The organism is Enterobacter cloacae complex sp. SHL012 (assembly GCF_049237505.1).
Classification (GTDB): Bacteria; Pseudomonadota; Gammaproteobacteria; order Enterobacterales; family Enterobacteriaceae; genus Enterobacter; species Enterobacter kobei.
On sequence record NZ_JBMKIZ010000004.1, the window covers coordinates 434,093 to 447,840 of the forward strand.

General features: G+C 52.3%; 12 protein-coding genes. 7 read left to right on the forward strand and 5 right to left on the reverse strand.

The genetic code is table 11. The features are described 5' to 3' along the window. Nucleotides 1–953: 953 nt before the first annotated feature. Nucleotides 954–2,153 carry a tyrosine-type recombinase/integrase gene (locus ACOTY9_RS16540; protein ID WP_130939679.1) on the reverse strand — a complete coding sequence of 400 codons (1,200 nt, stop codon included), beginning with the start codon at nucleotides 2,151–2,153 and terminating at the stop codon, nucleotides 954–956. A gap of 219 nt (nucleotides 2,154–2,372) precedes the next feature. On the opposite strand from ACOTY9_RS16540, the gene ACOTY9_RS16545 reads away from it, so the two are divergent. Continuing rightward, nucleotides 2,373–3,710 carry a hemolysin family protein gene (locus ACOTY9_RS16545; RefSeq protein WP_014882257.1) on the forward strand — a complete coding sequence of 446 codons (1,338 nt, stop codon included), beginning with the start codon at nucleotides 2,373–2,375 and terminating at the stop codon, nucleotides 3,708–3,710. A gap of 63 nt (nucleotides 3,711–3,773) precedes the next feature. On the opposite strand, the gene ACOTY9_RS16550 is transcribed toward ACOTY9_RS16545, so the two are convergent. Next, nucleotides 3,774–3,980 carry a DUF1107 domain-containing protein gene (locus ACOTY9_RS16550; RefSeq protein WP_003856054.1) on the reverse strand — a complete coding sequence of 69 codons (207 nt, stop codon included), beginning with the start codon at nucleotides 3,978–3,980 and terminating at the stop codon, nucleotides 3,774–3,776. Between the two features lie 324 nt (nucleotides 3,981–4,304). On the opposite strand from ACOTY9_RS16550, the gene ACOTY9_RS16555 reads away from it, so the two are divergent. Beyond that, nucleotides 4,305–4,862: a YtfJ family protein gene (locus ACOTY9_RS16555; protein ID WP_014882256.1), complete on the forward strand. Its 558-nt coding sequence runs from the start codon at nucleotides 4,305–4,307 to the stop codon at nucleotides 4,860–4,862. Here ACOTY9_RS16555 and cysQ read toward each other — a convergent pair. Continuing rightward, nucleotides 4,856–5,596, reverse strand: a complete 741-nt coding sequence (cysQ, locus tag ACOTY9_RS16560; RefSeq protein ID WP_014882255.1) for a 3'(2'),5'-bisphosphate nucleotidase CysQ — start codon at nucleotides 5,594–5,596, stop codon at nucleotides 4,856–4,858. The genes ACOTY9_RS16555 and cysQ overlap by 7 nt on opposite strands. 190 nt (nucleotides 5,597–5,786) lie before the next feature. On the opposite strand from cysQ, the gene ACOTY9_RS16565 reads away from it, so the two are divergent. Next, nucleotides 5,787–7,736 carry a bifunctional 2',3'-cyclic-nucleotide 2'-phosphodiesterase/3'-nucleotidase gene (locus tag ACOTY9_RS16565; protein ID WP_023331870.1) on the forward strand — a complete coding sequence of 650 codons (1,950 nt, stop codon included), beginning with the start codon at nucleotides 5,787–5,789 and terminating at the stop codon, nucleotides 7,734–7,736. Between the two features lie 77 nt (nucleotides 7,737–7,813). Here ACOTY9_RS16565 and ACOTY9_RS16570 read toward each other — a convergent pair whose 3' ends face one another. After that, a complete protein-coding gene (locus tag ACOTY9_RS16570; protein WP_023331869.1) occupies nucleotides 7,814–8,200 on the reverse strand; it encodes a winged helix-turn-helix transcriptional regulator in 387 nt (128 codons plus the stop codon). A gap of 84 nt (nucleotides 8,201–8,284) precedes the next feature. Here ACOTY9_RS16570 and ACOTY9_RS16575 point away from each other — a divergent pair, with 84 nt between their 5' ends. The 3 genes from ACOTY9_RS16575 to ACOTY9_RS16585 all read left to right on the forward strand — a co-directional run bounded on the left by ACOTY9_RS16575 (nucleotide 8,285) and on the right by ACOTY9_RS16585 (nucleotide 11,079). Then, complete coding sequence (locus tag ACOTY9_RS16575; RefSeq protein WP_014882252.1) at nucleotides 8,285–9,133, forward strand: SDR family oxidoreductase; 849 nt, start codon at nucleotides 8,285–8,287, stop codon at nucleotides 9,131–9,133. An 80-nt stretch (nucleotides 9,134–9,213) separates the two neighbouring features. Continuing rightward, nucleotides 9,214–10,038: an AraC family transcriptional regulator gene (locus ACOTY9_RS16580; protein WP_348565832.1), complete on the forward strand. Its 825-nt coding sequence runs from the start codon at nucleotides 9,214–9,216 to the stop codon at nucleotides 10,036–10,038. A gap of 75 nt (nucleotides 10,039–10,113) precedes the next feature. Continuing rightward, a complete protein-coding gene (locus ACOTY9_RS16585) occupies nucleotides 10,114–11,079 on the forward strand; it encodes a DMT family transporter (RefSeq protein ID WP_014882250.1) in 966 nt (321 codons plus the stop codon). 86 nt (nucleotides 11,080–11,165) lie between these two features. Here the strand turns inward: ACOTY9_RS16585 and ACOTY9_RS16590 are convergent, their stop codons facing one another. Further along, nucleotides 11,166–12,815: a methyl-accepting chemotaxis protein gene (locus ACOTY9_RS16590; protein WP_248229299.1), complete on the reverse strand. Its 1,650-nt coding sequence runs from the start codon at nucleotides 12,813–12,815 to the stop codon at nucleotides 11,166–11,168. A gap of 245 nt (nucleotides 12,816–13,060) precedes the next feature. On the opposite strand from ACOTY9_RS16590, the gene ytfE reads away from it, so the two are divergent. Continuing rightward, a complete protein-coding gene (ytfE, locus tag ACOTY9_RS16595; protein ID WP_045134413.1) occupies nucleotides 13,061–13,723 on the forward strand; it encodes an iron-sulfur cluster repair protein YtfE in 663 nt (220 codons plus the stop codon). Nucleotides 13,724–13,748 lie beyond the last annotated feature (25 nt).

Below are 13,748 nucleotides of genomic sequence, written 5' to 3' on the forward strand. Positions count from 1 at the left end.
TCTATATTGTATAAATTCGCCACAGAATCTATTAGAAGTAATAGACTCCCTTATACCATTTGGTAAGGATTGGCCTTATATGTCTATCAAGGGAATCTACGGGGTATTATCCGATTCCTTTATAGTGCCACATTGCCGTGACTCCTGCGTTTTCGTCTTTTTTGTCTGGAATTTACGCTCGGGAAATTTGCACGGGTTTCATTTGCACTGCGTTCTGTTGAACAACTCATCTGCCATCTACTTGTCGATAGGATCAGGTTTTAATTTATTATACCAAGGATAATGACGCTCTTATCATTAACCCACGACTAACGGGTACACCAACAGGATTTTTAACTATACATATAGTATAGGACATTATTTAAATTCATTTCATTTTTTTCTTCTCTCCCTATAAATATCTACCGATATTTATAGGGAAAGAAATATGTGTTTTTTAGTACATTTATATTTAATGGGTTGTATTACTAAGTGTTGCTAAGTAACCCGCCTTTAGATTATGGAATAATAGCAACGCACCTGTTTCTATTGTAAAAGATAAAAACTAAGGAATCGGTTACCCATTGAAAATATGATGTAAATTTCAACATTATAACCAAAGAATAAAAATAAACAGTGACAAAAATATTCAGCACATATAAAAACTCATAAAATAAAAATGAATGTGGATTATTTTTTAGCATTGCTTATATTTGATTTTATTAACAACTTCTTATTGCTGTCTTTAGAAAAGACTCTTTCCTCATTCTTTATAATACATTCATACTCTTCTTCTAATAACTTATAATAAGATAGTGCCTTATCATAATAATATTCTTTCATTCTCATAATTTAAACCTCACATTTTTATAAATTCATTACCCCTTTTAGTATAGGATATAAAGGGAAAGAATTTCACGAATGATTTAAAGTAATGTACCTCCCGATAACACATCCATGTGCTTGCTTTTAATTCAGATACGATCAATCACTTGTTTCATTTGCAGAAGTGGTTGTTTACTCCTGTATGTTCTATCCGTCATTGTTCGATGAGCATGTCCAAGTATCGAGAATCTTATATGGTCTGGTACTTCTTGAAGATCTCTCAATCGGTCTGACAAACCATATCTATAGTCATGTGCTGTATGTTTCATGCCTGCTTTTTTGAAAGCCTTGCTTACGGCATTACTTGCAGATGAATTATTAACCCAATGATATATTGGTTTCTCTTCCCATATACCAGCCTTTAGAAGACTATCACTTAAAGGTATATCGCGAATTGACTCGTTATTCTTAACGGTTTTAGTACCCGCATCATTAATGCTGATACATTTGATGAGTATTCCTTGGTCTTCTTTCTCAATATAATCATTTGAAGAGATTTGGATCGCCTCACCGATACGTACTCCTGTGTAAAAAAGTAGGTTTAGTAACCACCATAAGGATCTGGTATTGCCAACATGCTCAGAAGAAATTATTTTTTGATGCTCCCTTAATGAAACACCCGTTTTAATACTCACATTTTCAACATTCTTATAGTTCATCCCCAAAAAAGGATTCTTCACGATGTAATCACGTTGCTTCATAGCAAAATTGAACATCGCAGAAACCTTAATAATGGCATCTTGTCTGGATCGAGGTGACTTACCCGACTTATCAAGAAACTTTTTATAAGTACTCACCGTCTTTTTCGTAACTGAAGCAACTGGGATATCCCCACACCATTCCAGGAAACCATTCACCGTTCTCTCATTAAGCACTTTGGTACTTTTCGCCCAATCAGAACTCATCTCCTCAAGCCACTCATTAAGTACTGATGACAATAAAGGGGAAATGCTCTTTTCTTGTATTACTGGATGCGGCGAGACATGACATGCAGATACAGCGGATAAAAATTCATCCTCTATTTGCTTATCTCTGGCCTTTAGAAGCGTTTCACGAATCAATAGTGGATTTGTATTTCCCATTAGCTGAGAGAGCCTTATAAAGGCTTCAGTGAGCTTTACGGCACGATACTGAGCCACATTTCTGTCCTGAGTGCGTAGGCTAACTCGAAGAAGTTTCCCAGCTAATCGACGCTGCCACATAAAAGAGCGTTCAGAGGAAGCTGTCCTGTCTAAAAAACGCACATTTTGCTGTATAAAGATTGGATAAAGATCTGGTAAAGATTGCATGAAAACCCTCTTTAAATGAGAATGGTTCCCATCAATTCCTAAGCACAACACTTCTCGGTACTTAAGCGTCAAAATGTGACCTCTGGCAGGTTTACATCTCTTTACGCTATACTACCCGCTGAAATAATCGGCTCAACGCTACGAGCTGACGTTCAATGTGTTTCCACACAAATGGTATCAACTTCCCTTCCGAGGATCTGGCGAGAAGCCGGATAAACTATGTTAAACAGTATTTTAGTAATACTTTGTCTGATTGCCGTCAGTGCATTTTTCTCGATATCGGAGATTTCGCTGGCCGCCTCCCGTAAAATCAAACTGAAGCTGCTTGCTGATGAAGGCAACATCAACGCCTCCCGCATTCTCAAAATGCAGGAGAACCCCGGCACCTTCTTCACCGTGGTGCAGATTGGCCTGAACGCGGTCGCCATTCTCGGCGGTATCGTGGGCGATGCAGCGTTTTCGCCGGCGTTTTACAGCCTGTTTGTGCAGTACATGTCCGCCGAACTGGCCGAGCAGTTGAGCTTTATTCTCTCCTTCACGCTGGTTACCGGCATGTTCATCCTCTTCGCTGACCTGACCCCGAAACGCATCGGTATGATTGCGCCAGAAGCTGTGGCTTTGCGTATCATCAACCCGATGCGCTTCTGCCTGTTCGTGTTCCGTCCGCTGGTATGGTTCTTCAACGGCCTGGCAAACGTGATTTTCCGCATCTTCAAGCTGCCCATGGTGCGTAAAGACGACATCACCTCTGACGACATCTATGCGGTGGTGGAAGCTGGCGCGCTGGCCGGGGTGCTGCGTAAGCAGGAACACGAACTCATTGAGAACGTATTCGAACTGGAATCCCGTACCGTGCCCTCTTCCATGACGGGCCGTGAAAGCATTATCTGGTTCGATTTGCATGAGGATGAGCAGAGCCTGAAGAACAAAGTGGCACAGCATCCGCACTCTAAGTTCCTGGTCTGTAATGAAGATATCGACCACATCATCGGTTACGTCGACTCCAAAGACCTGCTCAACCGCGTGCTGGCAAACCAGAGCCTGGCGCTCAACAGCGGCGTGCAGATCCGCAACACCCTGATCGTGCCAGACACCCTGACGCTCTCGGAAGCGCTGGAAAGTTTCAAAACCGCCGGGGAAGACTTCGCCGTCATCATGAACGAATACGCGCTGGTGGTGGGGATCATTACGCTGAACGACGTGATGACCACGCTGATGGGCGACCTGGTGGGCCAGGGGCTGGAGGAGCAGATTGTTCAGCGTGACGATAACTCGTGGCTGATTGATGGCGGTACACCGATTGAAGACGTCATGCGCGTGCTGGACATCGACGAGTTCCCGCAGTCCGGTAATTACGAAACCATCGGCGGCTTTATGATGTTTATGCTGCGCAAAATCCCGAAACGTACCGATTCGGTGAAGTTCTCCGGCTACAAGTTTGAGGTGGTGGACATTGATAACTACCGCATCGACCAGCTGCTGGTGACGCGCATCGACAACAAACCGACCGTGCTGGTGCCGCGGATGCCTGACGCAGAAGATAAGGTGTCGGCGTAAGACCCATATACATCAACGGCTCCCATTGGGAGCCGTCTTTTTAACTACTGCATAGCACGTTGGTTAAGCCATCTCAGTTTGCAGACGCATAACCTGACGGTTGACTTCGGACATCACAGACAGGTGCTGTTTGTCCTTCACTTTTGGGATAAGGATCTTGCCCTTATCAAATTCAAAAGCGCCAACATCCTTGATGTACAACCGTCCACGGAACAGGATCTTCACGTACTTCGCCACTTGAAGCGGGTTGTAGCGTTGGAAAATTTTCATTCTTGTATCTCCTGCGAATCATACGCTCTTGCGGTGCCACAATCAGCCCGACTGTCCTGAGCGCAAATTTTGATGCCCAATGACTATAGACCAGAACTACGGTGTTACCCAGTGTGCATAAGTTTATTTACCGTTTGATTACAATTATTCAGAATAATCTTTGCAAAGCGTGACTGAGAGCAGTATAAGCCGTCGTTTTTTCATGGATATGTGCGTTCACCCGCAAACTGGCATTGGGATTGCGGGAAAACCACATTGATCGCACTTATCATTAAAAGCGTAAGACCAAGTGGTCGGATCACCTGCAAACAATAAGGAAACGCCATGACCCTACGTAACATCCTTGCAGCAGCTTGTCTGCTGCTGCCCCTGTGGGCTTGCGCTCACAACATTGAAAAAGGACAACGTGTCCCGCCAGTCGGCATTGCTGACCGGGGAGAATTGATTCTCGACAATGATAAGTTTAGCTATAAAGCCTGGAATAGCGCGCAGCTCGCAGGCAAAGTGAGAGTTGTACAACATATTGCCGGTCGTACATCTGCAAAAGAGAAAAATGCCAACCTGGTGGAAGCGATCAAGGCCGCAAAATTCCCGCACGATCGCTACCAGACCACCACGATTGTGAACACCGATGACGCGATTCCCGGCTCCGGGATGTTTGTGCGTTCAAGCCTTGAGAGTAATAAGAAGCTCTATCCGTGGTCGCAGTTTATCGTCGACAGCAACGGAGTCACCCGTAAGGCCTGGCAGCTGGAGGAAGAGAGTTCCGCGATTATCGTGCTGGATAAGGAAGGTCGCGTCCAGTGGGTGAAAGACGGCGCGTTGACCCAGGAAGAGGTGCAGCAGGTCGTCGCCCTGCTGCACAAGCTGTTGGCTCAATAAATCGAGACGCGGAAGCCGGGGTTGAGGAAGGATTCACGCGGGGTATAGTCCAGCGGCTTGCCCTGCCAGTCATGAACATGCGCCCCGGCGGCCGCAGCAACCGCGTGCCCTGCCGCCGTATCCCAGACGTTAGTCGGCCCAAAGCGCGGATAAAGCTGCGCCTGTCCTTCCGCCACCAGGCAGAATTTCAGCGATGAACCAATCGACGTCGTCTGGTGCTCCCCCAGCTGCTGCAGGTACTCCTGCAGTTCACTGTCGCTGTGCGAGCGGCTAATCACCACCAGCGGTGGGCGCGCATCGCGCACCTGGATCTGCTTACGAACGCCGCACTCCTCCTTCCAGGCTTTACCTTCCGCCGCGCTGTACATCACCTTCATCACCGGGGCGTAAACCACGCCGAGCACCGCTTTTCCCTTCTCAATCAGGGCGATATTAACGGTGAACTCCCCGTTGCGCTTGATGAACTCTTTGGTACCGTCCAGCGGATCGACCAGCCAGTAGCGCTGCCAGTGCTGGCGTTCATCCCAGCTCTGCGGCGCTTCTTCAGACAGAACGGGGATGTCCGGCGTCAGCGCCTGTAAACCGTTCATAATGACCTTATGCGCAGCGATATCCGCCGCCGTGACCGGGGAGTCGTCCGCTTTACTGACGACCTCCATCGGTTTTGCACCGTCATACACTTGCATGATGGCATCCCCCGCATCCCGTGCGAGTTGACAAATTTTATCTAGCATTCTCCACCTCTTTGTTAACGCAGTGAGGTTAACTCATTGTTTTAGTTATATCGTAATGTGAACAATTCCGCTATCTGTGAAGCAATTCCGGTTTCAGTACGCTTTTTTCTGTCAGGATTCACATTTCTGTAAGCAACACGCTATAGATACATACTCTTTTGTGGCATGGATCGAAAAAAGGACTCCTCTGATGATTAAGTTTAGTGCAACGCTTCTGGCGACGCTGATTGCTGCGAGCGTGCAGGCGGCGACGGTAGATCTGCGTATTCTGGAAACGACCGATCTGCACAGCAACATAATGGACTTCGATTACTACAAAGATACCCCTACCGAAAAATTCGGCCTGGTCCGCACGGCAAGTTTGATCGATGCCGCGCGCGGTGAAGTGAAAAATAGCGTGCTGGTGGACAACGGCGATCTTATTCAGGGTAGTCCACTCGGGGATTACATGGCCGCGAAGGGTCTAAAGAAAGGCGAGATCCATCCCGTTTATAAGGCGATGAATACGCTGGATTATGCCGTCGGCAACCTGGGCAACCACGAATTTAACTACGGCCTGAAGTACCTGCACGATGCGCTGGCTGGCGCAAAATTCCCCTACGTTAACGCCAACATCATCGACGTTAAGACGCAGAAGCCGCTCTTTACCCCCTATCTGATTAAAGAGACCGAGGTTGTCGATCGGGACGGTAAAAAACAGACGCTTAAAATCGGCTATATCGGCTTCGTGCCGCCGCAAATCATGACCTGGGATAAAGCCAACCTCGACGGTAAAGTGACCGTTAACGATATTACCGAAACTGCGCGCAAATACGTGCCGGAAATGCGCGAAAAAGGGGCAGATCTGGTGGTGGTGGTTGCGCACTCGGGACTCTCCGCCGACCCGTATCAGGCCATGGCGGAAAACTCCGTTTATTATCTGAGTGAAGTCCCGGGCGTCGATGCGATCCTGTTCGGCCACGCCCACGCGGTCTTCCCGGGTAAGGACTTTGCCAGCATTAAGGGCGCAGACATCGAGAAAGGGACGCTCAATGGCGTGCCGTCGGTGATGCCGGGCATGTGGGGCGACCACCTTGGGGTGGTGGATCTGGTACTCAATAACGACGGCGGCAGCTGGAAGGTCACTCAGTCAAAAGCAGAGGCGCGTCCGATTTACGACGCTGCGGCTAAAAAATCACTGGCCGCTGAAGATAAAAAACTGGTCGACGTGCTGAAGCACGATCACGACGCCACCCGCGAATTCGTCAGCAAGCCGATCGGCCAATCCGCCGATAATATGTATAGCTTCCTGGCGCTGGTGCAGGATGACCCAACCGTTCAGGTCGTCAACATGGCGCAGAAGGCCTATGCCGAACACTTTGTTCAGGGCGATCCGGATCTGGCAAAACTGCCGGTGCTGTCTGCCGCTGCGCCATTCAAAGTTGGCGGGCGTAAGAACGACCCGGCAAGCTATGTCGAAGTTGAGAAAGGCCAACTGACGTTCCGTAACGCCGCCGATCTCTATCTCTATCCGAACACGCTGGTGGTGGTGAAAGCGACGGGTAAAGAAGTGAAGGAATGGCTGGAGTGCTCTGCCGGACAGTTTAACCAGATCGATCCGAAGAGCAGTAAACCGCAGTCGCTGATTAACTGGGATGGCTTCCGAACCTATAACTTTGACGTGATCGATGGCGTGAATTATCAGATTGACGTTACCCAACCCGCGAAATATGACGGCGAGTGCCAGGCCATTAACCCGCAGGCCGAGCGCATCAAAAACCTGACCTTCAACGGTAAGGCGATCGATCCGAATGCCACCTTCCTGGTGGTAACCAATAACTACCGCGCCTATGGCGGTAAGTTTGCAGGTACGGGAGATAACCACATCGCCTTTGCTTCACCGGACGAAAACCGCTCGGTACTGGCGGCGTGGATCAGTGCTGAGTCGAAGAAGGCGGGCGAAATTCACCCGGCCGTGGATAACAACTGGCGCCTGGCACCGATCCACAGCGATACGAAACTGGATATCCGCTTTGAAACGTCACCGTCCGATAAGGCCGCCGCGTTCATTAAGGATAAGGCGCAGTATCCGATGAAGAAGGTGGCGACCGATGATATTGGCTTCGCGATTTATCAGGTTGACCTAAGCAAGTCGCGGTGATTGTGTCGGGTGGCGCTTCGCTTACCCGACCTACGAGATCGGGTAGGCCGGGTAAGGCGAAGCCGCCACCCGGCATGTCACGCCGCCCGATCGTCCCGATTCGCCATCACCTTCGGCGTATTCACCTCAATCCAGTCCGCCAGCGCAGCTACTTTCTCACTGACCTCAATCCCCATCGGCGTCAGGCTATACTCTACGTGCGGCGGCACAACCGGATATGACACGCGATCGACAAACCCGTCCTGCTCCAGCGCCTGAAGCGACTGGGACAGCATCTTTTCGCTTACCCCGCCCATTTTGCGGCGCAGATCGCTGAAGCGATGCGTTCCCTGACGCAGGGCCAGCAGAATCAGCACGCCCCAGCGGCTGGTAACGTGTTTGAGCACCTCCCGGGAAGGACACTGTTCCGCAAAGAGGTTGCCATCGCGCATTTGTTCGCTGAGTGTCGGTATCGTTGTTTTCATACTTACCTTTTTGTACGTACTTACTAAAAGTTAGCTATGGTGCTAGTGTGCCATAACACCAGACAAACACGAAGGAGATTCATCATGATTGCGATTACCGGCGCTACCGGCCAGCTTGGCCAATACGTTATTGAAGAACTGCTGAAAACGGTTCCGGCAAACGAGATTGTCGCCATTGTCCGTAACCCGGCGAAAGCCGACGCCTTAAGCCAGCAGGGAATTGTAGTTCGTCAGGCGGATTACACGAACGAAGCCGCCTTCACCGCCGCGCTGAGCGGCGTGGATAAGCTGCTGCTGATCTCCTCCAGCGAAGTCGGCCAGCGTGCAACCCAACATCAGAACGTCATTAACGCCGCCAAAGCCGCTGGCGTGAAATTCATCGCCTACACCAGCCTGCTGCATGCGGATCGCTCCCCGCTGGGCCTGCACGTTGAACACGTCGAGACGGAGAAAGCGCTGGCGGCGTCCGGCATTCCTTATGCCCTGCTGCGCAATGGCTGGTATACCGAAAACTATCTGGCAAGCGCGCCACCGGCGATTGAGCATGGCGTGTTTATAGGTGCGGCAGGCGAAGGCAAAATTGCCTCTGCAACCCGTGCAGACTACGCCGCCGCCGCAGCCAAAGTGATCGCTGAAGAGGGTCATGCTGGCAAGGTATATGAACTGGCTGGCGACCACGGCTGGACGCTGAGCGAGCTGGCGGCTGAACTCAGCAAACAGAGCGGGAAGCCGGTGACCTATCAGAATCTCAGCGAAGCCGATTTTGCCGCCGCGCTGAAGGGGGTGGGTCTGCCTGCGGGGCTGGCGGATATGCTCGCGGACTCCGACGTGGGTGCATCCAAAGGCGGCCTGTTTGACGACAGCCATACCCTGAGCACACTGATCGGCCGCCCGACCACGCCGCTGGCGGAGAGCATTAAAGCCATTCTGTAATTGTTACAGATTGGTTATTTTTTGTGGCATCCCCTCGGGTCATCTCTGATAATGAAGCGATGACCACGAGGAGGCTCAACGTGCAAGGCGTACCGGAACAGTTCATTGATAAGAGAGATAGCGCGCGCTTTCGCCATCTGGCGCAGGTGCCGGGCATCGAACTCTATCACGCGCATATATCCCGCTACGCCTTTGAGCCTCACACCCATGAAGCCTTCGGGATCGGCACGATTGAAACCGGTGCCGAACGTTTTCGCTATCGCGGTACCCAGCACCTCGCGCCGGAGAAATCCGTCGTTACCATGAACCCGGACGAGATCCACACCGGGGAATCCGCCACCGAAGGCGGCTGGCGCTACCGGATGGTTTACATCGAACCTGACCTGCTGGAAGAGGTAACCGGCCTCCGGCACTGGTGGTTCAGAGAGGTGACCCGTTTTGACCCCCAGCGCTCGCAGCAAATCGGCAGGCTCATCTACGGCCTGTGGCATACGGACGATCCGCTGGCGCAAAAAGGATTATTGCTGGATCTGATTGAGACCTTTCAGCCCCTGGCCCATCACGCGCCGGTGGTTCAGGAAGGTGCGCACCGCTTCGAACGTGTGCGCGAGTATCTGCATGACAACTATATGCACTCCCTGACGCTGGATGAGCTGGCCAACGTCGTTTCGCTCAGTCCGTATCATTTTCAGCGCCAGTTCAAAGCCCATTTCCACGTTACGCCGCACCAGATGCTGATGGCTATCCGCCTGTGGCGCGCCAAAGCGTTCCTCACCCACGGCATGCCCGCAGCTGAAGTCGCTGCGGCGACCGGGCTGACCGACCAGTCGCATTTGACCCGGGCATTTACCCGCCGCTACGGCATTACGCCCGTGCGCTACCAGAAGCAGGTCACCCGGCGCTAATGCGCAATCTCATACAATACGCGCGCATTTGCCCCTCCTACACTGAGCGCAACGTGAAGCAATAGGGATGGAAAAATGATTAGTGGCGTGTTGTATGCCCTGCTGGCAGGGATGATGTGGGGGCTGATTTTTGTTGGCCCGCTGATCGTGCCCGAATACCCGGCAATACTGCAGTCGACCGGACGTTATCTGGCGCTGGGGCTGATAGCCTTACCTCTGGCATGGCTGGGACGCGCGCGCCTGCGTCAGCTTAGCCGTCAGGACTGGCGCACCGCGCTGGCGCTGACCATGATGGGCAACCTCATCTATTACGTTTGCCTGGCGAGTGCCATTCAACGCACCGGGGCCCCGGTCTCGACCATGATTATCGGCACACTGCCGGTTGTCATCCCCATCTTTGCTAACCTGCTCTATAGCCACCGCGATGGCAAACTGGCGTGGCCAAAAATGGTGCCTGCGCTGTTGTGTACCGCCGTAGGGCTGATATGCGTCAATATTGCCGAGCTGCGTCATGGGCTGGAGGACTTTGATCTGTGGCGTTACGGCTCCGGCATTTTGCTGGCCTTCGTTTCCGTGGCGTGTTGGGCATGGTATGCCCTGCGCAATGCGCGCTGGCTGCGTGAGAACCCGGACAAGCATCCGATGATGTGGGCGACGGCTCAGGCCCTGGTCACATTGCCCGTTTCACTGCTGGGATATGTTGGGGCGTGCCTCTGGTTAGGCCATCAACAGCCCGATTTCGCCCAACCCTTCGGACCCAGACCGTGGGTATTTGTTGCCCTGATGGTGGCGATTGCGGTGCTGTGTTCCTGGGTGGGCGCGCTGTGCTGGAACATTGCCAGCCAGAAACTGCCAACGGTGATCCTGGGGCCGCTGATTGTTTTCGAAACCCTGGCCGGGCTGCTTTATACCTTCCTGATGCGCCAGAGCGTACCGCCTGTATTAACGGCCTGTGGGATTGTGTTGCTGGTCGTTGGGGTGGTGATGGCGGTGAGAGCGAAGCCGGAAAAACCGAGGGTTGTGTCAGCATCAGAAGTGTGATTTTTGCCGGGTGGCGGCTACGCCTTACCCGGCCTACACGGAGCGATTTGTAGGCCGGGTAAGCGTCAGCGCCACCCGGCACCAGGTTAAAACGTTTCCCAGTTCGCTTCAGGCACGCTCGCTGCGGGCTGCGCTTTCGGCACGTAGGTTTTCACCGGCGCGGCTTTGACCGCCTGATTACGGGTAATTTTAAACACAGCCACCGCGTCATTCAGGCGTGCAGCCTGATCTTCCAGCGCGGCCGCCGCGGCCGCAGATTCCTCGACCAGCGAGGCGTTCTGCTGGGTCACGCGATCCATTTCAGCCACCGCCTGGCCCACCTGGTCGATACCGCGGCTCTGCTCGTCAGAGGCTGAGGCGATCTCGCCCATAATGTCCGTCACGCGGGTGACCGCATTGACGATCTCCGCCATCGTCGCCCCGGCTTCGTTAACCAGCTGCGAGCCGGCGTTCACGCGCTCGCCGGAATCGTCGATCAGCGCTTTGATCTCTTTCGCCGCCTGAGCACTGCGCTGGGCGAGGGTACGTACTTCCCCTGCGACCACCGCAAAGCCACGGCCCTGTTCACCTGCACGCGCAGCCTCTACCGCCGCGTTCAACGCCAGAATGTTGGTCTGGAAAGCAATACCGTCGATTACGTTGGTAATTTGCGCAATTTTACTGGAACTGGTGGCGATTTCGTCCATCGTGCGCACGACACCTTCCACCACGTTCCCGCCCTTCTTCGCCGTTGAGGAGGCATCCAGTGCCAGACGGGAAGCCTGACGGGCGTTATCGGCATTCTGCTTCACGGTGGCCGTCAGCTGTTCCATGCTGGCTGCCGTTTCTTCCAGGGAAGCCGCCTGTTGCTCAGTACGGGAAGAAAGGTCGTTACTCCCGGCAGAAATTTCACCGGCTCCGGTGTAGATGGTGTCGGCACCTTCACGCACCACGCCAACGGTATTCGCCAGCGAGGTCTGCATCTCCTGCACGTTGCGCGCCAGGATCGCCATTTCGTTCTTACCGTCAGCCTGAATCGGCTGGGTTAAGTCCCCTGCCGCAATGGCGCGAATATGGTTGATCACCTCTTCCAGAGGCAGCAGCAGCACGCGACGCATGGCGATCCAGCTGGAAATAATCACCACAATGACCAACAGCATTACAGCAGAGAGGATCCACAGAATGCGTTTGTAGTCGCTTTCATTGTCCTGGATGCCTTTATCGGTAAGCGTTGCCTGTGCTTCGCGCCACTCGCGATAAACCGCCTGCATCGCAGTCTGTTTTTGCTCAGCGTTCTGCTTGAACATGTCTTCCAGATTGCCCTGGCCCAGCAGCACGTTCATTTGCGTCAACGTTGAGGAGTAAATACGGTATTGCTCCTCCAGTCGCTTCGCCAGATTCTCGTCCAGGCCCGGCGTATTCGGCAGGGCATAGTATTTATCGTAATGGACCTGCGCATCAGCCAGCAGATTTTTCGCGGTGTTGACCAGCTCATTGAGCTGACCACCGTTAATCTGCGAAGCCATGCTGCTTTGCAGACGCAGCATCCCACGGTTCAGCGTCACGCGCGCCTGGTTCAGGCTGATCCACGCATCGGTAAACTCCGCCACATTCTTGCTGGAGAGCTGCGACACGGTGAAATTGTCTTTATCGTTGTTCAGCGCGTTGATAAAGATCCCCGCGGAAATCACTTGCATGATGCCGAGTACAAGCAGCACCGAAATAAGAAGAGTAATAACTTTTATACGTTTAAACATACGTTGCCTTTGTTATATGCAGGTTTGTCTGACGTGGATATATCGGCAGGCAAGGCGGGTTGTTTACTGTTTCTCCACCTTTAAAAACTTTCTAAACCACTTTCCTGAGTCCATTCAGGGCGTTAACCCGGATAATTTTTTTGTGACTTACGTCTCACTTTTACCCTTCCCTCTAAAGGGTTATAGCGTCGCCTTAAAGATGCATTTAATATGCATCTTATATTCTTGATGACGAGGTAACTGCTATGGCCTTTCGCGACCAACCCCTCGGCGAGCTGGCGCTCTCCATCCCTCGCGCTTCTGCGCTGTTCCGTAAATACGATATGGATTACTGCTGCGGCGGTAAGCAAACCCTCGCGCGAGCGGCCTCACGTAAGGAGCTGGATGTGGAGGTGATTGAAGCAGAGCTGGCGCAACTGGCCGAACAGCCTGTTGATAAAGACTGGCGTACCGCCCCGCTCGCAGAAATCATCGACCACATCATTGTGCGTTACCACGATCGCCACCGGGAGCAACTGCCGGAGCTGATCCTGCAGGCGACCAAAGTCGAGCGCGTACATGCTGACAAACCTTCCGTACCCCGCGGTCTGGCGAAATATCTGACCATGCTGCACGAAGAGCTTTCCAGCCACATGATGAAAGAAGAACAGATCCTCTTCCCGATGATTAAACAGGGAATGGGCAGCCAGGCAATGGGTCCGATTAGCGTGATGGAAAGCGAGCATGATGATGCGGGCGAACTGCTGGAAGTGATCAAACACACCACCCACAACGTCACACCGCCGCCAGAGGCGTGCACCACCTGGAAAGCGATGTACAACGGCATTAACGAGATGATCGATGACCTGATGGAACACATCAGTCTTGAGAACAACGTGTTGTTCCCGCGGGCATTAGCTGGGGAATAAAAAAAGCCGCTGCGGCCTGATGCCC